The following is a 26,583-nucleotide window of genomic DNA, read 5'->3' on the forward strand; positions in this document are numbered from 1 at the left end:
GACCTGGGTATCCCCATGGCGTAGAGGTAAAATACCGAGTTCCGCCGGTCATAACCCGAGGGGTGGCGGCAATCTACTCTGGCGCGCATTTCCATGAGCATTCTTGTTAGCGGTGGGGCCGGTTTCATTGGCTCGAATTTCGTGCTCGATTGGTTGGGCGACTCTGGCGAACCGGTGGTCACGCTGGATAAGCTGACCTACGCGGGCAATCCCGCCAATCTGGCGTCGCTGAATGGCGATCTGCGGCATGAGCTGGTGGTGGGCGATATCGGCGACACCAAGTTGGTTGAGTCCCTGCTTGCGCAGCACCGTCCGAGGGCCGTGGTCAATTTCGCTGCAGAATCACATGTTGATCGATCCATTCTCGGGCCAGGTGAATTCGTCCAGACCAATATAGTCGGCACCTTCAATCTGCTCGAAGTGGTGCGGACCTACTGGGCCGCGCTGCCGTCTTCGGAACGTGCGGCCTTTCGCTTCGTGCACATCTCCACCGACGAGGTGTATGGCTCGCTCGCACCCGGAGACGCAGCCTTCAGCGAGACGCACCGGTACGAACCCAACAGTCCGTATTCGGCCAGCAAGGCGGCAAGTGATCATCTGGTACGCGCTTACCACCATACCTACGGGCTACCGGTGCTGACGACGAATTGCTCGAACAACTACGGCCCCTATCATTTCCCCGAGAAGCTGATTCCGCTGGTGATCCACAACGCGCTGGGCGATCGGCCGCTGCCGATCTACGGCGACGGCCAGCAGATTCGCGACTGGCTGTACGTCAAGGATCATTGCAGCGCTATCCGTGCCGTGCTGGCGGGCGGCCGGGCAGGGGAGACCTATAACGTGGGCGGCTGGAACGAAATGTCCAACCTTGACGTCGTCAAGACCATCTGCCGTCTGCTCGACGAGCTCAAGCCGCGTACGGACGGCCAGCCGTACGAGGCGCAGATCACCTTTGTCAAGGATCGCCCTGGCCACGACCGACGTTACGCCATTGATGCGCGCAAGCTGGAACGAGAGCTGGGATGGAAGCCGGCCGAGACCTTCGCGTCCGGCATCCGTAAGACAGTGCGGTGGTATCTGGATAATCCGCAGTGGGTGGCGGACGTGACCAGCGGTGCGTACCGCAACTGGATGAAGGTACAGTACGACGTATGAAAATTCTGCTGATCGGTGCCAATGGCCAAGTGGGGCAGGAATTGCGGCGGACGTTATTGCCGCTGGCGGAGGTTACTGCCTGGGGGCGGGAAGACGCCGATCTGGCCAGCCCCGACACCTTGCCGTCGATGCTGGCCGCCTGCGCGCCCGACCTGATTGTCAATGCGGCTGCCTATACGGCGGTGGACCAAGCCGAAAGCCAGCCGGATGCCGCCGACGCGGTCAATGCTGTCGCGGTCGCGGCGTTGGCGGCCTACGCCAGGCAGGCTGGCATTCTGCTGGTGCACTACTCCACGGACTATGTGTTCGATGGAACGCTGGATCGGCCATATCGCGAGACCGACACGCCCGCGCCCTTGAACGCGTATGGGCGTTCGAAACTGGCAGGCGAACGGGCTATCGTTCAGAGCGGCTGCCAGGCGCTGGTCTTTCGCATCAGCTGGGTGGTGTCAGCGACCGGGGCGAATTTCGTGAAGACGGTGCTGCGGCTCGCTGGCAGCCGTGATGCCCTGCGCATGGTGGACGACCAGTTCGGCGCCCCGACGGCCGCCGAACTGGTGGCGGATACGACCGCGCTGGCGATCGTGGCCTACCAACGTGGCGCGCTGGCAGCGGGCGTATACCATCTGACCGCATCTGGCATGACGTCCTGGTGCGGTTTGGCTCGGCATGTCGTGGCTCGCGCTCGCCACAACGGCGTGGCGTTGAAGGTCGACGAACGCGGCATCACGGCGATCAACACGGAAGATTATCCCTTGCCCGCCGTCCGGCCGCGGAATTCCCTCATGGACTGCGCCGCCTTGTCCGAGGCGTTGGGGCTGCAATTGCCCCATTGGACGATTCACGTGGACCGCGTCGTGGATCAACTCACCAAACAGGAAAATCGATCATGAAGCGCAAGGGCATCATCCTGGCGGGCGGATCCGGTACCCGACTGCATCCAGCGACGTTGGCGCTTAGCAAGCAGTTGCTGCCGGTCTACGACAAACCGATGATCTACTATCCCCTGACCACGCTGATGCTGGCTGGCATCAGGGAAATTCTGGTTATTTCCACACCACAGGATATTCCCAGGTTTCAGCAATTGCTGGGTACCGGAGAGCGCTGGGGGTTGGACCTCCAGTATGCGGTGCAGCCGTCTCCCGATGGCTTGGCGCAGGCATTCCTGATCGGCGAGTCGTTCATCGGCGACGACTTGTGCGCGTTGGTCCTGGGCGACAACATCTTCTATGGTCACGACTTTCCGCAACTACTGGGCAGCGCAATGCGGCGTGAGCAGGGTGCCAGCGTGTTTGCCTATCATGTGTTGGACCCGGAGCGCTATGGCGTGGCCGAGTTCAACCAGGCAGGAAAGGTGCTGTCGATCGAGGAAAAGCCGGCGCAGCCGAAATCGAACTACGCGGTCACGGGCCTGTATTTTTATGATCGCCAGGTGGTCGAGCTGGCCAAGCGAATCCGTCCATCGACGCGGGGCGAACTCGAGATCACGGATCTGAACCGTTTGTACCTGGAACAGGATCAACTCAACGTCGAAATCATGGGCCGCGGCTACGCCTGGCTGGATACGGGTACGCATGATTCCCTGCTGGACGCGAGCCAGTTCATCGCTACGCTGGAGAATCGCCAGGGCTTGAAAGTCGCCTGTCCCGAAGAAGTTGCCTACCGCAAGAAGTGGATCGACGGGCCGCAGCTCGAAGCGCTGGCGCAGCCTTTGGCCAAGAATGGTTATGGTCAGTACCTGTTGCGTATTCTGAACGAATCGGTGTTTTGATGAAGGCCACTCCGCTTGCCATTCGTGACGTGCTGTTGATCGAACCCAGGGTGTTTGGCGACGCGCGCGGCTATTTCTACGAGAGTTTCAACCAAGCCGCGTTTGACGCGGCGGTGGGTCGTAAGGTCGAGTTCGTGCAGGATAATCATTCGCGGTCGGCCCGCCACGTGTTGCGCGGGCTGCACTATCAAATCCAGCGCACGCAAGGCAAGCTGGTACGGGTGGTGGAAGGCGAAGTGTTTGACGTGGCCGTAGACCTGCGCAAGTCGTCGCCCACGTTCGGGAAATGGGTCGGCGCGGTCCTGTCCCAGGAAAATCGGCAGCAGCTATGGGTGCCGGAAGGCTTCGCGCATGGTTTTGTGGTGTTGTCGGATTACGCCAGCTTTCTTTACAAGACGACGGACTATTACGCACCGGAGCACGAGCGCAGCCTCAAATGGGATGACCCGTCGATTGGCATCGACTGGCCATTCGAGGGTGTGCCGGCCCTGTCGGCCAAGGATCAGGCCGGGGTGGTCTTGGCTGAAGCTCAGGTGTTCGACTGACTGGCCGCGGTTTCCGAACGTCCGGCGCCCAGGCGTATGGCCGCGGCGACCAGCGGCAAATAGGCAAGCACGGCGAACGCCCACTGCCATTTAGGCCAGGCGACGCTGGCCGCTGCCAGGGGCGCCAACCACAATACATTCACGGCCAGCACAAGGCAGGTGACTCGGCGGTGGCCACGCTTGCGCGGTCCATGCCAACGGCGTGCAAGGTGCTGATAGGCATGGCTGCGATGGGCCTGCAACCAGCGCTCGCCTGCCATCATCCGGCGCAATAGCGTCGACGTGGCATCCGATACGAATACGGCGGCAAGAATCAACCATGTCGTCAGCGGCATCCAGCCTGCCGAGGCCGACAGCAGGGCAAGTGCGAACAGAGAGAAGGCCAGGAATGTGCTGCCCACGTCACCCATGAATATCTTTGCCGGAGGCCAATTGAATGGCAGAAAACCGGTGATCGCACCCACTAACGCCAAATTCCAGAGCCAGATGGGATGGCTGTCGGGAACAGCGGGCGCGACGACTGCGGTCAGTACGGCACCCCCCACTGCCATGAACAGAGCCTGGACACTGGCCAGGCCATCCACGCCGTCCATGAAGTTGAACAGGTTGACCCACCATATTCCAATAAACAGTAGCGGGGCCAGTTGCATAGCGCCACTCAGTGACCAACCGCCCGGCAGGACCAATGGTGGCAACGGGGGCAACACGATCAGGAGCGTGGCGCATACCCCAATCTGTACCAAGAAGCGCACGCGTGCTGAAACAGGCGCGACATCATCGCGGAAGCCGACCAGGGCCAGGATGCCGCCGGCGCCAGCGAGCGCTACCCACGCTTGCGGCTGCGCGCTTTGCGTCGCGATCCACAATCCGGAGACGACACCGGCCACCGCCATACCCGCGCCGCCGCCTCCTGGTGTGGGCACCTCGTGCGACGAGCGCTGATTGGGCGCCTGGATCAGGCCCAGCCGGGCTGCGAAACGCAGCGTCAGCACGGTGACGAGACCGGAGAGCAGCAGCGCGGCGCTCAGGAGGATAAGGCCTGGATTCATGCCGGGATGTCGTTTGGTGAAAGATGGAAGGGGCGAGGGCGGAAACCAAGGTCCTGGCGGGCGGCGGTATAGTCGAACACCATATCGCGGTTCATCCGTTCCGCCATGGCGGGCGACCATTTCCGGAAGCGAGGTAGCACGCGCGCAAGGCATACCGCGATTCGAAACATGAACAGCGGGATGGCGATCATTCGTACCGGTCGGCCCAGGGCCTCGAAAATTCGTGCCACCATCTGGCGATAGGGCAAGGTCTCGCCACCGGACAGGTTGTAGGCTTGATCGGCGGCCGCAGGCGAGGTCAATGCCGCGACGCAGGCGCTGGCAATATCCAGAGCGTGGACGGGTTGGCGCAGCCCCTGAGCGGGTCCCAAGAGTGGAAACAGCGTAGTGCGCTGTATGAGGCGGGCAATCTCGGAGACGTTTTTGTCTTGGCCGAAGCCGTAGATCAGCGTTGGTCGCAAGATCACCCATTCGATATTGCGGCGTTCAGCCCATTGCCGCACTTGTTCTTCCGCTTGCGTGAGCCGCTGTGCTACAGCGTTTTCCTCGTCGTCGCTGGAATCGATCTTGGTGAATCGGCTGGTCGAGGACAACGCCACGACCCGGCGCGCGCCACAGGCTTCCAGCGCCGCGAAATACTGAGGCAGTGTCCAGATGGGCGCCAGGCACAACCACCAAGGAATCTGCGCCTCGTCAGAGGCGAGCACGGGTGGCATCAGGCGCCACGGAATGCCCGTCACGTCCAGGCCGGACGGGCGTGGACGACGGGAATACACACACGCATGCCATCCGGACGCCGCCAGTAGCGGCAGCACGGCTTGCCCGACCAGACTCGATCCGCCCAGAACGGCGACGCGGCGGCCATCAGCCATTCTTGCGTCCCTGGATACCGAACCATCGGCACAGCGTGTGGTACAGCGAGACTAGCGAGAAACGCAGCCATACGCCGGCGGTGACGAGCCACATCAAGGCGCCTGGATACTGGTGACTGAAGAACTTGTGGTAGAACCGCATCATGCCGCGGTGCTTGTGCCATTCCACGAATACGGGTCGTGACCGGCTGCAGACTCCCTTATAGTGCAGCACCTTCGCGTCCGGCACGAATAGAATCTTCCAGTGTGCCCGCCAGAACCGCATGCACCAGTCCAGATCTTCGCAGTGCATGAAGTACTCCTCGTCCAGTAGGCCGACTTCGTCGAGCGCTTCACGACGGGTGAACATGCACGCGCCTGAGATGGCCTCGACTTCGATCGGGGCGGGTGGCAACGGCTGCTTGTGCAGGTGGAAATCGGTGAAGAGTTTCGGCCAACGCTTGGCAAGTCGGGCCAGGCCGAATGCCCGCACAAAGGAACGCCACGGCGTGGGCACGGCGCGCCGGCCACCGGCCTGCTCGGTGCCGTCCGGATTGAGCAGCAGGCCGCCGACCATGCCCGCCCTGGGATCTGCTTCGCACACCGCCTGCAGGCGCGCGAGCGCGCCAGGCTGCAGTTCACAATCCGGATTCAGAAACAGTAGATACTTGCCCTTGGCTGAGTGGGCTCCGCGATTGCACGCTTTGGCGAAGCCCTGGTTGTCGGGGTTGCGTAGGATGACTAGATTGTCGCGACCGGCGCAGCGTTGTTCGAGGATGGCCAGACTGTCATCCGCGGATGCGTTGTCGACCACGATGATTTCCTGCACGTCATCGATAGCTGACAAGACACAGGCCGCCAATCCTGGGCCGGCGTTGTAGTTCACGATGATGATCGAAGTAGGGCTTTTCATTTGTAGTGCGCGCTGTCTGCGCGCTAGTCTTTATACGGTTTCTTATTCAGTACGCGGAGCAGTTGCAAGGGCGCGATCAAGCGGTTGCGCTGCAGGACCCGGCGCTTGCGCCAGATTTTTGGTAAGCCGCGAATGGCATCCCATTTGGCGCGCATGACACCCCGAAAGTTGCCACGCCGGACATACCGCGCGATTCCAAGCATGTTGAGCGCGATATGCAGTGGCAGGAAGAGCCAGAACAGGTACCCCGGCATATTCTTGGCAAACGTCCAGACCAGATTGCGCTGTCCATGATAAATATAGAACTCGCTTTGTTTTCCGGTCACGGCCGAGCCAGCATGCAATACGGTCGAACCGGGTACGCCCAGGCAGCGATGGCCCGCTAGGCGCAGCCTGAAACCGAGGTCAACATCTTCCATATAGCAAAAAAAATCTTCGTCAAACCCGCCGGCGGCAAGAATAATATCTCGCCGGTATAGTGCGGCCGCCGCGCAGGGTGCAAATATCTCACCGTTATCCGTGGAATAGGCGGTGGCCGGCCGATTGATACCGCTACGCCACGCATAGCCGCTGACGTGATAGCAATCGCCATTGCCATCGAGCAAGGCCGGATTATCTGCTCGCAGCAGGCGTGAGCCAAAAAAGGCAAACTGCGGATAGTCGAGGGTGGCCTGCGCCAGCCGCGCCAACCACTCAGGATGCGGCACGGTGTCCGGATTCAGCAGTGCAATCCATTCGCAATCACCCACGTGGGCGAATCCCAGGTTATTGCCAGCGGCAAAACCCAGGTTGCCAGCCGCTTTGACGTAGACCAGATTGGTGTGATGCGCCAGTCGCGCGACGTCGTCGGGAGATTCGTTGCCATTGTCGACGACAACGATGCGCATGGGCGGCATAGTCTGTGTCATCAGGGCTTCCAGACAAGGGTGCAGCAGGTCCCAGCAGTTGAAGGCGACGATTACGACGGAGCAGCGCGGCGCCCCGGGCATTCCGGTGGCGGCCCCGGCAAGAGCGAAGGTGTTCATGGCCGAGAAGATTCCGGGGCTGCTGGCGACGCCGTGCCAGCGGTGAGCAAGTCGATCAGCTCGGCAAGGCGTGCGGGCGCCAGGGCGTCCGGACGAAAGTCGAAATACATCCGGATCTCCTGTCGTTCGGTATCTAACATCGCATGGTACTGGGCTGGGTTTGCCAGTGTGTCCAGAAGCGTATCGAATTCTTCCCAAGTGGTGAATTTGGTGCCGGGCAGCGAGGAGAACAGACGCTGGTCATATGGCGAACGTACCGAAATTCCCGACATCAGGCAGATACGCCCACGTGCGATGCTCTCCACGGCGGCGGACGAAATATTGGTGACGCAAAGCCACACACGTTCGACCAGCGCGCTTAACTCGATGTCGACATGTAATTGCAGCCCAGGTACATCTTGCAGCCTTTTGTAGGCTGCCACGTCATCGGCGGGGTGCAATTTGATGTGCAGGATGGCTCCCTTCGGCAAGCGCCGGTCGAGCACACCGCGTAGCTGCAGGAGTTCCTCAATCTGCCTCTCATGGGCATGAGCATCTCCCATCCCACTTAGGAAGTTGGTGCAGAAATACAGCACGTCGCGGGTGTCGAACACGCCTGGTTCGGTATGGGAGATATCCAGGCTGGGATGACCGGTGATATGTACCGTGGTGCCCGGACTCGGCTGCCTGTCGGACAGAATTTTGGCCCATCTTTCGCCATGTGCGGCGATATGGTCGCATCCACCCATGCCATACGGAACACGGCCCAGTTGTGCTCCACCCAGAGCTAGCCATGCCTTGGTGCGTAGCAAATGCAGGCGGCCTCGCCAATCGAGCGAGAATTGGTCGGAGACGAAACCGTCCTGGACGAGTAGAGTCGGAATGCGCAAGGATTGCGCTGCGGCGATCGCGGCGCGTTCGAGATGGCCTGTATCGTTGCCCAGCACCAGGAGTCTTGCTTGGTTGCGAACCAGCATCTGCCTGAAATCTCGCATACCATCACGTCGCGCGGCCAAAGCGCGCTTCATCGTGCGGACCAGACGCGACCCATCGTCGGCACGAATGGTGGAGATCTGCTCCATCGGCAGATCCAGACGCTGGGCCGCGACGGCCGAGGCGACGTTTCCGTGAATGCCGCGATAGAAACTGTCCAGCGACACCATGACCGGCTGCAATTTTCCCTGTTCCAGCAAGGTGCGCAAGGTCGGCGTGAACAGTTTGACGTGCAGCGCACTGCTACAGGCAAAGAGGATATGGGGAAGCGGTTTCATAGCGGCCGCGCTTTCATTTGCTGCACAAGATAACGTGCCGCAGATGGGCCGTCGCCGGCGCACCATTGATTCGAAAACTCACGGCTTGCGGAGTGAAATTGATCAGGGGGGGCGTCTAGCAGGGCCTGTAATGCTCGCTCTATCTGATCGGGGCGGGTCACGTAAGGCAATGGCGGCGTGGCGATCGAGAAACCAGTGAACTCTGGGGTGCCCGCCAGATTGATGAGCAGGACAGGCCGGTTGGCGTTAGCCGCTTCCAGAAGTACGGTGCTGGCCTTGCCCACAATCACGGCGGCCTGGGCCAGCTCAGTAGCCAGTTCCGTTTGCGTGCCCGAAACCACGCGGACGTTCGGTAAGCCCTCAAGCATGCGCTCGTAGTCTTCGGGAACATGGCGCGGGTGGGTTCGCACCACCAGATCAGCCCCCCGCGGTAGATGTCGGGCGAGGGCGCGAAGTGTGAAGGCTTCCTCCTCCACGGTCATCAGGTACGGACAGACCAGCGCATTGGCGCCGGTCAAATACAGAATGCGCGGGGGGGAGGCTCTGTCCGTCTGCGGCAGGTCGGCCGACCGGTTAAATCCCATGATATCCAAGCGTTGTGCGGGCAGCGCGTAGCGCAACAGCGTATCGCGGTACCCGGGGCCCCACACAAAGAAGCGATCCGGGATCAAGCGTGTATCGGATTCCAGGGCGGGCAGGTAAAAGCCGGCATTGGTGACGCGTTGCGGGGTAATGATGCCGCCTTGTACGCCCCAGAGCTCTCCGCCGGCCTGGTGTACCGCCAACGCCAGCGAACGGCCCAGGTTGGAAAAGGATTCCACGGCGAGGACGCGGCCGATGCGCTCGTGCGCAACGAAGCGCTGTGCGATCGCGGAATGCAGCGCACCCGCGGCCAGCAATGACGGCATCAGTTCGGCCAGCGCTGCGCGTACCAGGGGATAGAACTCCATGCCGTCGGCCGAGAACAACGCCTGGAACGCGGGCTCGGTGTCCCAGGTGGCAAAGCGGGCCTGGAAGTCGCGCCGGGCTCGCCAGATGGCTCGCATGTCGGCGAAGCGGGCGTACGTATACCAGGGACGGTATTGGCCTGTCAGGATGGCGCGCCAGGCATGCAACTGCTGAGCCAGCGCACCGCCGCCAGCGCGCGCCGGGTGCAGGCCCGTCTTTACGTAGTCGGGAAACTCGGCACGGATCTCCGCTTCGATATGATCGTAATAGACATCGCTGATGAACTGCTTTCCGTCCTTGCCAATGAACGTCTTGGTCATGTCACCAAGCGAGCAGAATAGCGCTAGCCGTCTTTTGTTCGAGCGGCGGCCTTCGATTATTCGGCGCAATGTCATCAGGCCTTTGGCGATGACTAGGGTGTCCAAGCGGCGCCAGATCCCTGCCAACTTGCCGGGTGGCCGCAATGGTTGCGGCGCAGCCTCGTGCGAGGTCCAGACCGGATTGAGCCGGACGCCGGGTAGCTGCGCGAGTGCGGCGGCGATCGCATGCCCCTGTGGCGCGAGAATATTGATCGTGGCGCCGGGATGATTCCGGCTTATCTGCCGCACCAGGAACAGGTGCAGAATTGACTCGAAAATGCCGCCGCGAATTTCAAACAGCGAGTCGTGGCACAGGTTCCAGAGGGATGGCGTGTCTGCGTCGAACAGCGTGGTGAATCCGCTGGCGCTGGCGCGTGCACGCTCAGGCAGTGTGGCCAGCCACGACAGCGCGGCGGTGGCTGCGCTGTCGAAGATGACGTCGCAATCGCGATATAGATACCGGGACGTCAAGCCGGCCTGGGCCAGCGCCGCCTCTGTCTCGATGGAATCCGTGTAGAAGCACGACGTGTCAGCGAAGCCGTCGCGGGCGTCTCGCCACGGTGCAGGATCGAGGACGAAGGTAATAGAAGGGGTGGTCATCATGCGTCAGATCTTGCGGACTATAGATCCGCGCTGGCCGTACCCTGGCGGACGCCCGCTTCCTGCAGGATGAGTGCGGTGATCCGCGATGCCGCTTGTCCGTCGCAGGGGCCGAAAATACGCTGCGCGAGCTTGCGCGCCGCCTCGACCGACTCACGCCGCACCGCCTCGTGCTCGAGCAAAGGCCGAAGGGCGGCCTCTAAATCCTGTGGCTGGTCGACAAAGGGCATCATGCCGCGATAGTTCTCGACATGGGGAAGGTCGAAGTAATAGCGGGACTCGGGGTAATTCAGAAGCACGCACGCATTGCCGGCTACCGTGGCCTCGCCAAGGATCGACGAGAAGGTACCGACAATCCAGTCGGTCACCGCCAACAGGTCGGCATTGCCCAACACTACATCCTGGGGTGCGATCCAGATGCGGTCGCGGTTCAGTGTGGCAATTTTCTCGATCAGCGGCATATCGTCGCTGGTCCAGGGCTTCATAATGATGCGGAAGTTAAATTCCTGGCCGAGGCGGCACAGGGTCGAGATCGTGTCGATGAAGTGGTCATCGCGTAGCAGCAAGGTATCGAGCACCTTCGACTGGCCGGTGAACATCAGATAGCGGCAATCGGTTGGGAGCTTGAGTCGCTTGAGCCTCGCGTTACGGCTTTCCTCGCTGTGCGCGCGCAGTCGTGCGTGCTTGTCGACGCGAGCGTACCCGGTTACGACCAATTGGTCTTCGCGGTAGCCGAAATCCAGGAACTGTTCCTTATGCATGTCACCCCACAGTGCAATCTTGTGCGGGGTGGCGAAGCCTAGGGGGTTGGTGACGCTGTAGTAGCCGAAGCGCTTGTGATCCAGCGCATGCAGGTAGGGCCCAAGCGCCTGCTGCACGCCCACGACGCGGCATCCTGAGAGCAAGGCGGCGGTGGTCAAGGGGCGGAACACACCTTCCCAGTTATACATGAACAAGGCCTTCGGCTTTATCTTGCGCAGCACCCGCAGATAGGCGTCGAACTCCGCCAGGCGCACGGTCAGAATTTCCACCAGCACGGGCAGCGTCAGATAGCCGCCGATTACAGGCCGGCTGATCTCGAATACTTCGTGCAGCGCCCGCAGGAAGGGGGGCGGCAGCGACTTAAGAGTGAGCGGAGGCAGCGCTGAGCGTAGGAAGTCCCAGCCCTCGGTCGGTACGTCGACATCCCGCTTGGCATGCACTGAATAGCGGTCACCCAGAGCCTCGTGAGTCTGTTCGATGACGTCTTCTGCATACGGCAGCACCGCGGTAACGCCGTCGTCACCTATATCCACATGGCGCCGCAGGTTTTCGAGCTCTATGACGCTGAGTACATCCGCGCGCCGTTGCTGCGCCAACCAGAGGCCACGGTAGAGGTCACGCGCCGTGCGCTGCATCCAGTCTCGGAAATCCTTCAGCGACTGCCGATTCGCGATCGAGCGGGCCGTCTTGATGTCGAAACGTAGGCGGGCGCGTTCGGATTTATTCAGGCCCTTGATGGGCGCCGCCATGACCGGTAGCCGGCTGTACAGGCTGCCACCCAGGGACACCCAGCCTTGGTCGCCGTGGGCGGCTGCGGCCTTGCGCAATGCTTCCTGGCGGCGTATGGCAAGGTAGGCTGGTTCCTGGAAGGCGATCTCCAGGAACCACCATGCGCTGATGCCTTGGTACGTGAAAGATTGATATATCGGCTTGCCGGTGGTCTTCAACACCGTTGCGGACAACTCTGCTACCCAGTCGCGCGCCTTGGCTCGTGCTGAATCGGCGGGATCGGTCGGACCGAACTCGGAGATGTGCCGGACGTCGGGATCGCCATGAAACCCCCCCATCGACCTTGCCTCGACGCAGATTGGCGCGTTTACGAAACCCTCGCAGGCCTCGCGGATCTGCGTGGCGGAAAGTACGCCCTGTACAAAAACCAATGGCTTGGGGCCGCTGCCAGGGGACAGGGGCGATTCTGGCTGGACCGTCGGTGCGTTCATTAGTGGCGCGCCGTGTCTGCAAACCCGCTGGTCTGCATTTGTTGCTGGATGGCCATGTCCAGGGGATTGAAATCCGTACCGGGGCTGGCATCGCCCATGTGCAACACATTGAGGTAATGCGAGATGACTTCCTGGGGGTCCCCGTAAGCCTTCATCTTGCCACCCGAGATCAGCACCGCCTTGTTGCAGCGCTGGGCAACGAACGGCATGCTGTGGGTGACGATGATCACGGCCTTGGCGCGGTCGATCAACTGACTCATGCGGTCGGCGGCCTTTTTCTGAAACTTGATGTCGCCCGCGCTGAGCAATTCATCCAGCATCAGCAAGTCTGGCGACACGCTGGTCGCCAGGGAGAACACCAGACGCCCCTTCATGCCGTCCGAGTAGTACTTGAAGGGCTTGTCGATGGCGGGACCCAGCTCGGAGAATTCCCAGATTTCATCGAACAGCTTGTCCAACTGCGCCTTGGACAAGCCCATGAAGGTGCCGGCTAGATAGATGTTCTCGCGGCCGGTGAGTTCGTTGCGCGCACCCAGTCCTGCGCTCAACAGCAGGTGGTGGGCACGCAGGATGATCTCGCCTTTGTGGATAGGCAGCAGGCCTGCCACCGCTTTCAGCAGGGTACTTTTGCCGGCGCCGTTGGCACCAACGATACCGACGATGTCGCCGGGAAAGACGTCGAAATTGACGTCATCAAGCACCAGGAACCGCTCCCTTCCCGATCGCTTGATCAGCGAACTCAGTGCAAAGCGCTTGTTCGGCGTCAGCATGAACTGTGCCGTGAGGTGATTGACGGAAAGAATGGGCGTGGGCAGCGAGCCTTCGTGTTCCTTGGTCCATTGCGCCGCCCGGTCGGGCGACACCCAGTTCAGCAGCGTGTCATAAATCCATTCCTGTACGCCGTGCTTGGTCAACTGCGTTTCGAGCAGCGCCAGGATCTTGTCTTCGATGCCGGACAGCCACTTCTCATCCACACCTTTGAGCAGGTGATACACCTTGCTGGTATCGCCGCTGTCAATCAGTTCGACGGCGCGGGTGGCGAACAGGGGTCGGTCTTCTCCGAACGGCTGCAGGACCGCGGAGGGCGTATGCTGGATCTCGATGCCATGGATATAGCCACCCAGATCGGGACCCGGGTCGCCCAGCAGCCGTATGGCCAAGCGGTCGAAATCGCGGTGTCCCGCGCGTTGCTTGCTCTTTTCGAGCACGCCATTGACGTACAGACGCGCCGAGGTGTCGTTAACTACCAGGGAGTACAGCTTTAGTACCCGCGCATTGCAGGCAAACACCACGCCATCGTGGATGAGGGAGACGTTGGAGTTACTGAAGCGGATGCTCTCGCTCCCATTGGCACCTTCCAGCGCGAGGTAGAAATTGTCGCCGATGTTGCTCGGGAAGCTGGCCAGGAAGTGAACAGCATAGCTGCCGCCGGCCGGCAGGTTCGAATACTCGAGCGAAATCCTCTGTGCGCCGAGCGTGACGAGTTCGACCCCCGGCCCTGGCCGCGCCGTGCCGTTACCTTCCTGGGTGAAATGCTCCAGCCATTCCTGCCCGCGAGACATCGCCCAAGTTCTGAAGATGCGGCTGGCGCCAGTCTGTGTAGCTTGCGCCTCCAGATAGGCGTCCAGCAGGGCAGGCGAAGTGTCGAAATCGCCAAGCGCGCGGAACAGGTCGGCGGGCAGCGCCTCGCCGTGCGCCACATTCGCGCAGGCTTGTGCGGCGGTTGTGAAAAAGCCGTTGTCCGCCGTTTCCAAGATGGCGTGCAGCGACGCAGGAAGAATTTTCGATTCGAGACTCATGATTCGCCTAGCGCCTTACAGGAACGCGAAGAAATAGTAGCGCGCCCAGTTAAAAACGCGGATTGCCAGCACACAGAGCACCGAGGACACGCCGAGGATCAACCACAGTGGGCCGGTGGCCGGCGCAATACCGTCTATTAAGATGTCGCGATAGGCGGGCAGGATGTGGGCGAACGGATTGAGCATGTAGATCCAGAGATACTGCTCGGGAATCTTGGATACCGGATAGATACCGGGAGACAGGTACCACCAGATGCCGGTCACGGCGTACAGCACACCGCTCAGGTCCTTGATGAAGGTGCCAATCACGGCGAATACGACCGTCAGGAAGAGCATTAGCGAGAATTGCGCCGCGACCACCAATGGCAGGTAGACATACGCAGTAGTCGGGAACGCTCCATGCCATCCGAGGAACACCGCCAGCACGATGAAGGACATCAGGAAGAAGAATGTCTCGGTGGCCATAAAGCCCAGCACCACCATGATGACCGGGAAGCGTGTCTGCTTGAGCACCGCGCCATAGCCGATGATACTGAGCGGCGCGCCGTCAATGGTGCGCGAGAACCACCGCCAGAACACCACTGAAGTCAGGATAAAAAGGAACTGACGCTGTTCTCCGCTGTACGTGAAGATAACCGTGGTGATGAAGAAGTAAAGCACGGCCATGACAATGGGCTCGAGCAGCAACCAAGCCTGGCCCAACGCCTTGTCGAAGATACGGGTGCGAGCCTCGGAACCCACGATGAAGCGGATCCGTTGCAGATCGATGCCGAGTTGGTGAAGGCGTTCCTTCCATGCGGGCTTGCGCTCGACGATACCTTGCGGCGTTACCTTGAGTACGAAACTGTCAGGTGCGGGCTGGGGACTCAGCGCGCGCCATTGCTTATTGATCATTGCTGTAAATCCTGTTGATGCTCATAGTGGAAGCAGGCTAAGCAGAGCTGCGTCTACCAGGCCGTCCAGCCACCGTCGACGACTAGGTTCTGTCCGTTGACGTAACTGGAGGCGTCGGCGGCCAGGTACATGACGGCGCCGATCATTTCGTTAGCCTGTGCCATACGGCCCATCGGGACACGGGCGGAGTAGCGCGTGTCGAATTCCTCGTTCTGGCCCGACGACACGCCGCCAGGAGTGATGCAGTTCACACGCACGCCCTTGGGGCCCCAGTATGTCGCCAGGTATTTCGTCATTGAGACGATGGCGCCTTTGGTGGTCGAGTAGATCATCGGGGTATTGATGGCGCCGCCCAGGTCGGCATACCAAGAACCTTCGTAGATGCGCTGGTCGGGGCCGACGAGCCCATAGATGGAAGAGACATTGATAATGCTGCCCGAACCCCGTGCGGCCATCGACGGTCCCAGTTCGCGAACTGTCAGAAACAGTGCATTGACGTTCACCGCCATTACCGCGTTCCAGGTCTCCAGCGAATAGGACTCTAGAGGTGCGAAGAAGCCATCGGCCTTGGCCGCCGCATTATTCATCAGCACGTCGACATGGCCAAAAGTATCCAGGATACGCTTGGCCCAATCCTTGATCGAGGCTTCTGAGCTCAGGTCCACGGCCATGCCGACGACCCGCGAGCCGGTTTCGGCGGCAAGCGTCGTTGCCAGCTTGTCGCAGTCTTCCTGGCTGCGGTCGGCGATGATGACCGTAGCACCCAGTTCGGCCATGGCGCGGCAATAGCCACGGCCGAGAATGCCGACGCCGCCGGTAATCACGGCGATCTTGTCGTTCAATTTGAACAGTTCAGTGGCGGTAGTCATGTCGAAAGTTCGATCTGGCAAAGGAAAAGACGGCAGGGTCCGAGCTGGGCCACTGCCGGGGTGTCAATACAGATGCGTCGGGCGACGGCCCGGGCGCCTTGTGGGCGCGGATTCGCGGTCTTGGGCCGACGGTTCGTGATCGCCAACCCCTATTTGGAGTTGGCGGGCACGTGGGGATGCCGTTCGATGGCTTGCGGTACTAGTTGTACTTGCGGAAGACTGGCTTGACTACGGGGCCGGTCAGCAGGCCTTCGACGCTGCCTTTGTCGATGGCGTTGGCGACGACCTTCAATGCTGCATCCATCGCTTCCAGCGTGCGGTCCACTTCTGCCTGGCGATGCGAGGCCGAGATGGCGATGTAAGGGATCAGCACACCCTGACGGATGGTCTCCTGCAGGAACAGCGTACGCAGGGCCATGTCCACCTTACCGGACGCATCGTAGAACGCGTACCAGGGGCTGATTTCCACTCCGGCCATCTTGGCGCGTTCGCCAATGCCGTATTGCTGGGCCGAACGGTTGAAGCCAGCAGTCAGCTGTTTGCCGACATTCCAGTTCTCTTCGATGATCGACGTGTCACGCAGCAGCTTGATGGTGGTCAATGATGCGGCCAGCGAATGCGTTTCCGCACCGTTGGTGGTCGACAACAGGAATACGCGGGGATGTGGGTGATCCAGGCCGCCGCGTTCCATGATGTCGCGCCGTCCCACCAAGGCCGACAGCGAGAAGCCGTTGGCCATGGCCTTGCCGAACGTGGCAAGGTCGGGCGTCACGCCATAGAAATGCTGGGCGCCACGCACATTCCAGCGGAAGCCACTGATGATTTCGTCGAACACCAGCACTGCGCCATGCTGGGTAGCCAGCTCGCGCACACGCTCCAAGAAACCCGGCACCGGCGCGGACGTGGCTGCTGCCTCCAGGATGATGCACGCGACCTTGCCATTGTTCTCTTCAAGCAGGCGCTCCAAAGCCTTGGCGTCATTGAACGGGAAATGGCGCGTCAGGTCCTTCGAACTCTGGGGGATGCCGGCGTCCATGGCGGTATCGCCGATGAACCAGTCATCCACGCTGAAGAACGGGTGGTCGAGGCAGCGGATGATCATGTCGCGGCCGGTGAAGGCGCGCGCCAGGCGGACTGCGGCGGTGGTGACGTCGGAGCCGTTCTTGGCGAACTTGACCATCTCGGCGCAGGGTACCAAGTCCACCAGCAGTTGGGCGAGTTCGGCTTCCAGCGGCGCGGGCCGCGTGAAATTGACCCCGTTCTCGAGCTGCGTCCGCACGCTGTCGAGCACCGGCTCGTAGGCGTGGCCCAGGCAGACCGAGCGCAGGCCCATGCCCCAGTCAAGGAACTGGTTGCCATCTAGGTCCCATGCTTGGGATCCCTTGCCGCGCGTGATGAAGCCGGGCGACAGTTCAGGGAACTGGTCGTCGCCTTTGCTGTAGGTATGACCGCCGCCGGGAATCAGCTGGTTCGCGATCTTCCCATAAGCTTTGCTCTTTTCGAATTGCATGGAGTTTTCCTCGCTGGAGCCTAGGCGGCGACTCGCCGGCCTGTCTTTGCCGATTCCTCGGCGCGATACAGCAAATCCAGAATCTTGATGTCGTCCCGGAGGGTGTACGTCGGTGCCGTCTTGGACTGGATACAAGACAGATAGGTACGGATTTCCTCAATGTACGGTTCTTCGGGATTGATGTACTTTGATTCCACGGTGCCCAGGCCCACCGATTCTTCCGTCCATTGGCCAGTGGCGGCGCTGTAGACGCGGATGCGTTTAGCGCTGTCGTCCCACTCCAGCGTGCCTTCTGAGCCAGTGATACGCAGGTGGCGTACCGCCGAGCGACTGAGCACATCGACGATCAACTGGCCCAGCGCGCCAGACTCATGCCGGGTTTGCAGCATGTAGATGTCATCGATGGCGGCCGGCATGTCCGAACGCTTGGCGTGGCGCCCGTCGATGTCGGTCACGGCGCTGAATAGGGGTTCCAGCCAGACCATCTCGAACGGGACGATTTCGCGGCAACCGCCAGTTTCCGGGTTCGAGACGTAGAAGTCGGTGATCGGCTCCCAAGGGTGCCAATCAGGCAGATACTGGCCGCTCTGGTACTGCCAGGCGAGCACCTTGCCGATGGCGTCGGACTGGACCAACTCACGTACGCGACGCGGGCCGGCGAAAAAGCGCATGGTGCACGATGGAAATGCGACCAGCTTCTTGCTGTCGACTTCCTGCGCCAGCTCTTCCAGGCCCTCGGCCAGCACGCTGGCTTCGATGAACATGTGCTTGCCCTGCGCGGCAGCCTTCTGCGCATAGGGCAGATGGTGGTCAGGCGGCGTCGAGATCACGAAGGCATTGGTGGCGGCGACGTCTTCATCCCGCAGCGTCGTGTGGGCCGTGATGCCGTATTTGGTGCGCGCCTCTTCCGCGCGATCCTCGCGCTTGTCCACGCCAATGATATCGCTGGGCGAAATGCCATTGGCGAGCAGGTTGCGCACCCGGCGCTTGCCCATGGATCCAAGACCTACAACTAGAAGCTTCATTGATCTATCTCGCGATTACTTGAACTTTACGGGAGCTGCCTTTTGCAGGTGGTTCTCGTACTTCACTTGGGCACTGGCGTTGAGAGTGGCGAGGTCGGGCCTGCGGTTGACCAGTAGGTCCATCAACTCGAAGCTGGAGAAGTCCGTGCGGTTGTCGAAGGCTTTGACGACTTCGCACACCAGCGCATAGTCTTCCTCGTAGTCGAGCGTCAGTCGGATGCCGGGATGATTCAGCGCGGCGTCCTTGACGGCTATTTCCTTGGCGCGGAACTTGCCCGAGCCGATGAAATAGCCGCCCCAGACTTCCGTGTCCAGTTCATCTTTGAGTTCCAGCACGCGTGCCAGCGCGGTGGTGGTCAGGCCAGTCGAAGCGGCGCCTAGCGGCAGGCCGGACAGGTAGACGCAGTCTGCGTCGCCCTGACGCAGCGCTTCGGCGACCATTGTGATGGCCTCGGGGAAGCAGAAAGGATCGTCACCATCCACCACCACAACCGCGTCCAGACCGTATTGCTTGGCGGTCTGGTAGTAGCGGTCGAGCTTATCTTCTTCGCTGCCACGGAAGGCCGCAAAGCCTTCCTTCTTGGCCAAGTCCGCCAGCACGGCATCGTCTTTGTGTGTCGACGTTGACAGGATGACGGCGTCAATTCCCTTGGCCATCGCCAACCGCTCCAGCAGGCGCGCCGTCAGCGGCTTGCCAGCCACGTCCAGCAAGACCTTCTTGGGCAGGCGGGTAGCCTTTTCCCGTACGGAAAGTAGGCAGCCGATCTTCACACCAAATCCTCCAGCGCGATGCCGTCATTCTCGACCAGGCTAGACTTGGTAGTGCGACCGATGACGGCATTTAATTGGGCCGGGCTCATGCCGACGTCGCCGCGCTTGAAGGTGATGTCGGCGCGGGTCAGCACCGTGCCCGAGGCGATCGGACGCGCCGCTACCATGCGCTTGCGCGATACCGAGCGGTAGCGCTCGGCGGCAGGCGACAGGGCCGTCCAGTTTTCCTGGCCCAGGGCGATTTCACCGGCGCGCACGTAGGCGACGAATTCCTTGAAATCGCTCGGGTTCAGGGCAGCCTCGAAATCCTCGCCCTTTTCCGCACGATCCCAGGTGATGTGCTTTTCCAGGCAGCTTGCGCCCAGCGCCAACGCCAGCATGGGGATGGCCTTGGCGATGGGGTCTGCGCCGTCGATGTGGTCGGCCAGACCGACCTTCACGCCGAACAGCTTGCCCATCGTCTGCATTTGCTGGACGTTGGTGTCTTCGAGCTTGGTCGGATAGTTCTGGAAGCCGTGCAGCACGGTCACTTCGCCGCCGCCATTGGCCTTGAAGATGTTGAGCGCATTTTCGACTTCGCCAATGGTGGCACCACCGGCGCGGAACAGCGTAGGGCGACCGGTCTTGGCCAGCGCGTGGATGAACTCCTCTTCCACAAAGGCGGCGGCCGTCAGCACGTAATACTCGGGCTGCAGTTGAGCTTCACAGAATGCCAGGCTGGCCTGGTCATTCGCCATGACGCACAGCGCGATGCCCGCGGCGCGCGCTTCCTTGGCGAAGCGGACCCAATCGTCGTTCGACGGATTGATATCCTGCAGGTACTTGTAGACCTGCATGTGTTCCTTGCCAGCCGACACACGGCCCTCGCCGCTGCCATAGTGCGGAACCATGTACGTGGGCAGGTCGGTGATGTGGATGCCGATAGCGTCCGCGCCCGCGTCCTTGGCGGCCTTCATGATGCCGATGGCCTTATCGATCGAGCCGTCGTGAGCCCAGGCCATTTCCGCAACGATGAGAGTGTGTTGGTTTGCCATGATTCAATATCCAGGGGGAAAAGTGCTTCCGATGTCTAGTCGGGAAAATAAAGCTCGGTGTTACTGAAAAACCCGGCTGATATCCGAGTTCGCCTTTTGGTAGTCAGGCAGCCGCCCGATATCAAGCCAATAACCATGGACTTGATATACGCGCGACCGCATCTTGTGGTCGATCATTTGTTCGAACAGCGTGGGCATGTCGAAGAACTGGTCTTTCGGCACCAATTCGAGTGCGGCCGGCGACAGGACGTAGATGCCAGCGCTGATCAGCGACTTGTGGGCCGGCTTTTCCTCGATATGCGAAATATCACCACCCTGCTCGTGCACTACGCCATAGGGAATCTGGAATTCATATTCGCTGACGCCCATGGTCGCTACCGCTTCGGTGTCCACATGCATATCGAGCATGTGCGAATAATCGATATCGGCCAACAGGTCACCGTTGGCCACGATCAGCGGTTCGGTGGGCATCTCGGGGATCAGGCTGAGCGCGCCGGCGGTACCCAGGCGCTTGTTCTCGCGCAGGTAGCGAATCTGCGCACCGAACTTCTCGCCATCGCCGAAGTGGTCTTCAATGACTTCGGCCATGTAATTTACCGCGAAATAGAAGTTCTTGAAGCCCTGGTCCAGAAAGTTGCGGACGATGGTTTCCAGTAACGGCTTATCGCCCACCTTCAGCATCGGCTTGGGGGTGGATTTGGTCAGTTCGCCCAATCGCGTTCCCAGGCCGCCGGCCATCAATACCACCCAGTTCTCGCGGCAGGCAGGCAGCAGATAGTCGTCCAGCACCTCCAGGCCGACAACACGTTGGGCGTTGTCGACGATGGGCATCTGGTGCAGCTTCAGCCGGCGCATGAGCGCCACGCTGACGTCCCGGCTGTCAGCGGCGCTGACAGCGTGGGGGGTGCGGTTCATGCACTTGTCGACCGTGTCGGGCAGGGACAGACCCTTGAGAAAACCGCGGCGGATGTCGCCGTCCGAAAGGGTGCCCAGCAACTTGCCGTCGTCGTCCACGACAATGGCAAGTTGGGCGCCAGCCGCGTCGATCTTTAACATTGCTTCGCGGATCGGGGTGCTGGGTTGCACCAGCAGGGTCTTCCAGTTTTTCATGTCTTTTCCATTGGTCTTGCGGGCACGCCAGCTAGCCGGGACCGCGTAGCGGCATCGCGCACAACCACGGCGCCCGCGGCGACCAGGCAATGATCGCCCAGGGACACACCTTGAATGATGGTGGCACCAGCGCCGATATGGCAGTTTTCGCCGACTGTAACGCCGCCCGAGAGAGTCGCGCCGGTCGCCAGGTGGCTATGTACGCCGATCGTGCAGTCATGGTCGACAATCGTGCCCGTATTGATAATCGTATTGGCGGCGACGGTCGCGCCCACCTGGACCACCGCGCGTGCCATGACCTGGCAGCCTTCACCGATCGAGGCGTGTTCGGAGACGGTGGCGCTGGGGTGCACGATAGTGGCGAAGCGATAGCCTTGCGCCTTGAATTTCAGGAATACGTCGCGCCGCAGCGTCGAGACGCGGGTCGTGCCCAGGCCGTTTGCCAGCAGCACGGATTGCGGTTCATGCCTTTTCAGCACGTCATCATTGCCTAGAACCGGAGCGCCGCAGCGCGTCGTGCCCCAGGCGGCAGGATCGTTGTCGGTGAAGCCGAGCACCGGTCGTCCCGCAGCCTGCAGCGCGTCCGCGACCACGCGTCCGTGTCCACCTGCGCCAACAATGATGATGGGCAACTCACGCATCCAGGATCTCGTCCGCGGCATATTGGCGGTTAGCAGGAGTACCGGACAACTGCCAGTAGAGATACGGCGACACTCCGTTGCCGGGGCGCTTGCAGGCCAGCGCCAGCGGTTCTCCAGCTGCCACGTTCCGGGCCAGCACCAAGCTCTTGCGTGCAACGATCTTATTGCGGGATTCGGAAGCCGTTGGGCGCTTGATGCCGTCGCCCAGACAGACTTCGATATCCCGGATGGCCGAAACCATCGCGGTCAGCTCAGTGGGTTCTAGCGACGCCTTGTGGTCGGGGCCCGGCAACTCGCGATTGAGTGTGAAGTGTTTTTCTATGATGGTCGACCCACGCGCCACGGCGGCGATCGGGATGTGGATGCCGACGGTGTGGTCGGAATAGCCGGTTTCCAGGCCGAATGCAGCCCTGAGTGTTTCGACGGCGCGCAGATTCACTTCGGCAATGGGCGCGGGATATTCGGTGGTGCAATGCAGGACCGCGACGCGTGCCTTTAGGGCGGCTTGGCCGGCGTCGGAGGCGTATGCCGCGTCGAAAGCCGCCGGTCCGGGCGGGGCATCGACTGCTGCGACGAAGCCGAACGCCAGCACGCCCAACGCGGCTTCGACCTCGGACAAGGCGCACATACCCGTCGAGAGGATGACGCGTTGCGAGGCGCGGGCGATTTCCAGAAGGAAGGGCGCGTTGGTGATATCGCCGGACGAAACCTTAATGGTGGTCAGGCCTAAGCGACCGGTCAGGAGATCAAGGGTGGTGCTGTCGAACGGCGTCGAGAGGAACTCGATGCCGCGGGTTTTGGCGTGGGCAATCAGTTTCAGGTGTGCGGCTTCGTCAAGTTCGAGCTTCTTAAGCATGTCGAACTGGCTTTCCGCGCTGGATGTGGTGCGTGTCTGATAGTGCGCCTTGGGAGCCACCTTCGAGGCCAGTTGCGCGGCGCGGAAGGTTTGGAACTTGACTGCGTCGGCGCCGGCCGACGCGGCGGCGTCGATTAGCTGTATTGCCATATCGAGCGAACCATTGTGGTTCACTCCCGCTTCGGCAATGATAAATGTCTTCATGTCAGTTTCCGTGCGTTATATCGAAAAAACGCTTCCGGATGTCGGGCAGCGACTGTTTGAGTTGAGCCACAATCGCCGCCGCAGCATTGCCGGAGCCATACAGCGACTCGGTGGTGCGCAGGGTTTCCTGGAAGACTGGTGATAACGCTTGTCGGATGGCGGCGACGATATCGCCCCGGCTTTCGGGCACGTCAATCACGGAGGCCGCCTTAAGGCGGCCATTTTGCCGATCACCGATGTTTACCGTCGGCCTGCGCAGGGCGGGGGCTTCGGTCAATCCGCTTGAGGAATTGCCAAGTACAAGATCCGCCAGCCGCATCAGGTTCAAGTAGCGTTTTTGTCCCAGGGACACGAATGCCTTGGCGCGTTCAGCGTGCCTGGCAACGAAGTCGTCGATGCACTGGATCAACGCGCGGCCACCGGTATCAGCATTCGGATAAGTGAAGATCAGCGTGGCCTGGGGAAATTCCTCCAGCGCCCCCAGCAGTTCCTGCATGGGACCCACGGGGGATTTGCCGGACAGCGTCACCGGATGGTAGGTAATGAGGAATAACGGCGACCTCAGGGGGAACTCGAGCGATTCGGCCAGCTCTGGAGGCGACATCCACGTCTGCTGCGACAAATAGTCCAGCCCAGGCGCCCCCACATTGAAGACGCGTTCGGGTGCTTCACCGAGCTGTACCACACGTTTGCGATACGGTTCGGCAGCCACGAAATGCCATTGCGCCATTTTGGTGATCGCATGCCGAATCGCCTCGTCGAAGGCGCCTTCGGAGATTTCCCCGCCATGTATATGGGCCAGCGGAATCCGAGCCAACAGAGCGGCCTGCGCTGCGGCCAAGATCTCGAAACGGTCTCCAAGTACGAGCACGATGTCCGGCGCCAACCGCTCGTACGCATCGGCAAAGCCAATCACGCCAAGGCCGAGCGATTTCGTGACCGCGACTTCCGTATCGGCCGAGATCAGCATGTCGACTCTCGCATCCACGGTGAAACCGTCCGCTTCGATTTGCCGGACGGTTTGCCCGAATTCGGGCGACAGGTGCATGCCGGTGGCGATGATCTGCAATGCCAGAGCGGGATCAGCGTCAATCGCCCGCAGGGTGCTGCTGAGCAGACCGTACTCGGCCCGCGAGCCGGTGACAACGCAGACGGTGCGTGCGTGCGTCATGCGCGCTTTCCGGAGAGCTTGGGGCTGCTGGGAATATTGATCAGGCTGGCTTCGAGCGCCAGCGCAACCGGCAGTTCGGCACGTGGGCATTCGGTGTACATGGGCAGCTTGTGCAGAAGCGTCCAGGCGGGGCGGCACTGGAAACCGGCTTCATTCGAAACGTCCAGCAAGCGATTGCGGGCTTCGATATCCGGCGTTCTCAAGCGCACTACGTTCAGCCAGTAGTTACTGTGGCAATCCGCCTGCTCGGAGACGAATGCGATGTCAGGTGTGGCTTCGAAGCTTTGACGATAGTTGTCTGCCAGGACACGTTTGCGCTGCAAGAATTCGGGCAGCAATTCCAGTTGGGCGCAGCCCAACGCGGCGTTCAAGTTGGGGAGGCGGTAGTTGTAGGCGACCTCGTCATGGAAGAATTCCCAGCGATGCGGACGTTTGGCGGTCGTGGTCAGGTACTTGGCGCGCCGTGCCAGTTCGGAATCATTGGTAATGATGGCGCCGCCGCCGCCCGTGGTGATCACCTTGTTGCCATTGAAGCTCAGGATGCCCAGGTCGCCAAAGGTGCCCGTATGACGGCCCTTGTAGGTCGTCCCGAGCGATTCGGCCGCGTCTTCCACGATGGGCACGCCGAAGCGGCGTGCCACGGCCATCAGCCGGTCCAGATCGACGGCGAAGCCGAAAGCGTGCATCGGCACAATCGCTGCGATGCGGCGGCCCGTCAGCCGATTGAGCAGGCCGCCGGGTGTGTGTTCGCCGATGCGTTCAAAATGCGCCTCCAGTAGCTCGGGATCAAGCCCGAGACTGTCCATGTTGCTGTCGACGAAATGCGGGATGGCCTGGCAGTGCGAGACCGAATTGGCGGTGCCGACGAAAGACAGCGCCGGGATGATCACTTCGTCGCCTGGTTTGACGCCAGCCAGGTTCAAGGCGATTTGCAGCGCGGCCGTGCCGTTGACAATGGCTACGGCGTGCTTGGCGCCTGTGACCTCCGCCAAGCGGCGTTCGAATTCATCAACGTATTTGCCGACCGAAGACACCCAGCCGGTATCGATGCACTCTTTGACGTACGACCACTCATTGCCGCGGAATTCGGGCTCGTGCAACGCAACAAGCGATTCGGGCTTGCCGAGAACCTGGTGCAGGCCGGCAAGCAGTTGCTGTTCAAGCGAATAGTGTTTTTCGGACATGGCGTGCTGCTTAGATGTTGTAGCGGTCAGCTTTGTATGCAGCCAGGTTGGCCGGGTTTCGGAACCATTCGGCGGTTTCTTCCAGGCCGCGCTTGAAGCCGTCGCGGCCGCCATAGGATGGTTCCCAGTTGAACAGCGCCTTGGCCTTGGCGTTGGCGGCCCAGAGTCGCTCCACCTCGGAGTTCTCGGGGCGCAGGCGCGCTTCGTCGGTGACGATTTCGATTTCCTTGCCCATGACTTCGGCGATCAGCTTCGCGGTATCACCGATGGAGATTTCGAAATTGCTGCCGAAGTTGACCACCTCGCCCAGGCCACCAGTGCCTTCCAGTGCGGCGATAAAGCCGGAAACCGTATCTTTAACGAAGTTGAAATCGCGGGTCGGCGATACCGCGCCCAGTTTGATCTGGCGTTGCCCGTTGGCAATCTGCGTAATGATCGTCGGAATCACGGCGCGGGCGGACTGGCGCGGACCGTAAGTATTGAACGGCCGGGCGATCACGACCGGCAGGTCGAACGAGGCATGGAACGAGTAGGCCAGTTGGTCCGCGCCGATCTTTGAGGCCGAATAGGGCGATTGTCCTTGTAGAGGATGTTCTTCAGTAATAGGAACGAAACGTGCCGTGCCATACACTTCACTGGTCGATGTGTGGATGACCCGTTTAATACCGAGTTCGCGTGCGGCCTGCAGCACGTTCAGCGTGCCCTTGACGTTGGTATCGACGTACGTGTCCGGCGAATGGTAAGAAAATGGAATGGCAATCAAGGCCGCCAGATGCAATACCGCGTCACAGCCTTGCATCGCTGCCTTAACGCCGTGGGGATCGCGGATATCGCCTGAAAAAACGTCGAGTTTCTCGCGAATGTGTTTCGGACTCTGGTCCAGCCAACCCCAGGAATTGAATGAGTTATACAGCGTGAAAGCACGGACGTCGTAGCCCCGAGCGATTAGGGTTTCAGTAAGATGAGAGCCGATAAAACCGTCCGCGCCCGTGACGAGTACTTTCAAGATAACTCCCTGATGTCTTTATTTCAGACTGACAAATGATTAATGGATTCCGCGGGTTGAA

At 60.8% G+C, this 26,583-nt stretch carries 24 protein-coding genes; 4 read left to right on the plus strand and 20 right to left on the minus strand.

The features are described from left to right. The first annotated feature begins 93 nt into the window (after window positions 1–93). Genes rfbB through rfbC form a run of 4 tightly spaced genes read left to right on the plus strand, consistent with a single transcriptional unit; the run spans window position 94 to window position 3,471 of the window. Window positions 94–1,155 carry a dTDP-glucose 4,6-dehydratase gene (gene rfbB, locus WBR68_RS06455; protein WP_127186148.1) on the plus strand — a complete coding sequence of 354 codons (1,062 nt, stop codon included), beginning with the start codon at window positions 94–96 and terminating at the stop codon, window positions 1,153–1,155. Next, a complete protein-coding gene (gene rfbD, locus WBR68_RS06460) occupies window positions 1,152–2,048 on the plus strand; it encodes a dTDP-4-dehydrorhamnose reductase (RefSeq protein WP_127186147.1) in 897 nt (298 codons plus the stop codon). The genes rfbB and rfbD overlap by 4 nt, the downstream gene beginning before the upstream one ends. Beyond that, window positions 2,045–2,926: a glucose-1-phosphate thymidylyltransferase RfbA gene (gene rfbA / locus WBR68_RS06465; RefSeq protein WP_127186146.1), complete on the plus strand. Its 882-nt coding sequence runs from the start codon at window positions 2,045–2,047 to the stop codon at window positions 2,924–2,926. The genes rfbD and rfbA overlap by 4 nt, the downstream gene beginning before the upstream one ends. Beyond that, window positions 2,926–3,471, plus strand: coding sequence for a dTDP-4-dehydrorhamnose 3,5-epimerase (gene rfbC, locus WBR68_RS06470; RefSeq protein WP_127186145.1), 546 nt, complete (start codon window positions 2,926–2,928; stop codon window positions 3,469–3,471). The genes rfbA and rfbC overlap by 1 nt, the downstream gene beginning before the upstream one ends. Here the strand turns inward: rfbC and WBR68_RS06475 are convergent. The 20 genes from WBR68_RS06475 to WBR68_RS06570 form a co-directional block, all read right to left on the minus strand. After that, entirely contained in the window at window positions 3,456–4,520 is a 1,065-nt protein-coding gene (locus WBR68_RS06475; RefSeq protein WP_127186144.1) for an MraY family glycosyltransferase, read from the minus strand. The genes rfbC and WBR68_RS06475 overlap by 16 nt on opposite strands. Beyond that, window positions 4,517–5,392, minus strand: a complete 876-nt coding sequence (locus WBR68_RS06480) for an NAD-dependent epimerase/dehydratase family protein (RefSeq protein ID WP_127186143.1) — start codon at window positions 5,390–5,392, stop codon at window positions 4,517–4,519. Before WBR68_RS06480 ends, WBR68_RS06475 begins: the two co-directional genes overlap by 4 nt. Continuing rightward, window positions 5,385–6,284: a glycosyltransferase family 2 protein gene (locus WBR68_RS06485; RefSeq protein ID WP_127186142.1), complete on the minus strand. Its 900-nt coding sequence runs from the start codon at window positions 6,282–6,284 to the stop codon at window positions 5,385–5,387. The genes WBR68_RS06480 and WBR68_RS06485 overlap by 8 nt, the downstream gene beginning before the upstream one ends. A 23-nt stretch (window positions 6,285–6,307) precedes the next feature. Continuing rightward, entirely contained in the window at window positions 6,308–7,309 is a 1,002-nt protein-coding gene (locus WBR68_RS06490; RefSeq protein ID WP_205736946.1) for a glycosyltransferase family 2 protein, read from the minus strand. After that, window positions 7,306–8,559: a hypothetical protein gene (locus tag WBR68_RS06495; protein ID WP_127186141.1), complete on the minus strand. Its 1,254-nt coding sequence runs from the start codon at window positions 8,557–8,559 to the stop codon at window positions 7,306–7,308. Before WBR68_RS06495 ends, WBR68_RS06490 begins: the two co-directional genes overlap by 4 nt. Beyond that, window positions 8,556–10,469, minus strand: a complete 1,914-nt coding sequence (locus WBR68_RS06500; RefSeq protein ID WP_230693734.1) for a hypothetical protein — start codon at window positions 10,467–10,469, stop codon at window positions 8,556–8,558. Before WBR68_RS06500 ends, WBR68_RS06495 begins: the two co-directional genes overlap by 4 nt. A 17-nt stretch (window positions 10,470–10,486) precedes the next feature. After that, window positions 10,487–12,448 (minus strand): hypothetical protein, encoded by a 1,962-nt coding sequence (locus tag WBR68_RS06505; RefSeq protein WP_127186138.1) that lies wholly within the window; start codon window positions 12,446–12,448, stop codon window positions 10,487–10,489. Further along, window positions 12,448–14,247, minus strand: a complete 1,800-nt coding sequence (locus tag WBR68_RS06510) for an ABC transporter ATP-binding protein (protein WP_100853821.1) — start codon at window positions 14,245–14,247, stop codon at window positions 12,448–12,450. Before WBR68_RS06510 ends, WBR68_RS06505 begins: the two co-directional genes overlap by 1 nt. 15 nt (window positions 14,248–14,262) lie before the next feature. Then, a complete protein-coding gene (locus tag WBR68_RS06515) occupies window positions 14,263–15,141 on the minus strand; it encodes an ABC transporter permease (RefSeq protein ID WP_127186137.1) in 879 nt (292 codons plus the stop codon). A gap of 53 nt (window positions 15,142–15,194) precedes the next feature. Beyond that, window positions 15,195–16,010 carry an SDR family oxidoreductase gene (locus WBR68_RS06520; RefSeq protein WP_127186136.1) on the minus strand — a complete coding sequence of 272 codons (816 nt, stop codon included), beginning with the start codon at window positions 16,008–16,010 and terminating at the stop codon, window positions 15,195–15,197. Window positions 16,011–16,209: 199 nt separating this feature from the next. After that, window positions 16,210–17,520: a glutamate-1-semialdehyde 2,1-aminomutase gene (locus tag WBR68_RS06525; RefSeq protein WP_127186135.1), complete on the minus strand. Its 1,311-nt coding sequence runs from the start codon at window positions 17,518–17,520 to the stop codon at window positions 16,210–16,212. Between the two features lie 20 nt (window positions 17,521–17,540). Then, complete coding sequence (locus WBR68_RS06530) at window positions 17,541–18,545, minus strand: Gfo/Idh/MocA family protein (protein WP_230693735.1); 1,005 nt, start codon at window positions 18,543–18,545, stop codon at window positions 17,541–17,543. A 15-nt stretch (window positions 18,546–18,560) separates the two neighbouring features. Then, a complete protein-coding gene (locus WBR68_RS06535) occupies window positions 18,561–19,316 on the minus strand; it encodes a cytidylyltransferase domain-containing protein (RefSeq protein WP_100853825.1) in 756 nt (251 codons plus the stop codon). After that, window positions 19,313–20,350, minus strand: coding sequence for an N-acetylneuraminate synthase family protein (locus tag WBR68_RS06540; protein WP_100853826.1), 1,038 nt, complete (start codon window positions 20,348–20,350; stop codon window positions 19,313–19,315). Before WBR68_RS06540 ends, WBR68_RS06535 begins: the two co-directional genes overlap by 4 nt. Window positions 20,351–20,410: 60 nt before the next feature. After that, window positions 20,411–21,460, minus strand: a complete 1,050-nt coding sequence (locus WBR68_RS06545; protein ID WP_100853827.1) for a nucleotidyltransferase family protein — start codon at window positions 21,458–21,460, stop codon at window positions 20,411–20,413. After that, the gene (locus WBR68_RS06550) at window positions 21,457–22,101 is read right to left on the minus strand and encodes an acetyltransferase (protein ID WP_127186133.1); all 645 of its coding nucleotides are present in this window, start codon (window positions 22,099–22,101) and stop codon (window positions 21,457–21,459) included. Before WBR68_RS06550 ends, WBR68_RS06545 begins: the two co-directional genes overlap by 4 nt. Then, the gene (gene neuB, locus WBR68_RS06555) at window positions 22,094–23,161 is read right to left on the minus strand and encodes an N-acetylneuraminate synthase (protein ID WP_127186132.1); all 1,068 of its coding nucleotides are present in this window, start codon (window positions 23,159–23,161) and stop codon (window positions 22,094–22,096) included. Before neuB ends, WBR68_RS06550 begins: the two co-directional genes overlap by 8 nt. Window position 23,162: 1 nt before the next feature. Further along, entirely contained in the window at window positions 23,163–24,332 is a 1,170-nt protein-coding gene (gene neuC / locus WBR68_RS06560; protein WP_127186131.1) for a UDP-N-acetylglucosamine 2-epimerase, read from the minus strand. After that, complete coding sequence (locus WBR68_RS06565) at window positions 24,329–25,516, minus strand: LegC family aminotransferase (RefSeq protein WP_127186130.1); 1,188 nt, start codon at window positions 25,514–25,516, stop codon at window positions 24,329–24,331. Before WBR68_RS06565 ends, neuC begins: the two co-directional genes overlap by 4 nt. Before the next feature lie 10 nt (window positions 25,517–25,526). Continuing rightward, window positions 25,527–26,522 carry an NAD-dependent 4,6-dehydratase LegB gene (locus tag WBR68_RS06570; protein WP_205736945.1) on the minus strand — a complete coding sequence of 332 codons (996 nt, stop codon included), beginning with the start codon at window positions 26,520–26,522 and terminating at the stop codon, window positions 25,527–25,529. Window positions 26,523–26,583 lie beyond the last annotated feature (61 nt).

This window comes from Achromobacter sp. JD-1 (assembly GCF_038594925.1).
Lineage (GTDB): Bacteria > Pseudomonadota > Gammaproteobacteria > Burkholderiales > Burkholderiaceae_B > Achromobacter > Achromobacter spanius_C.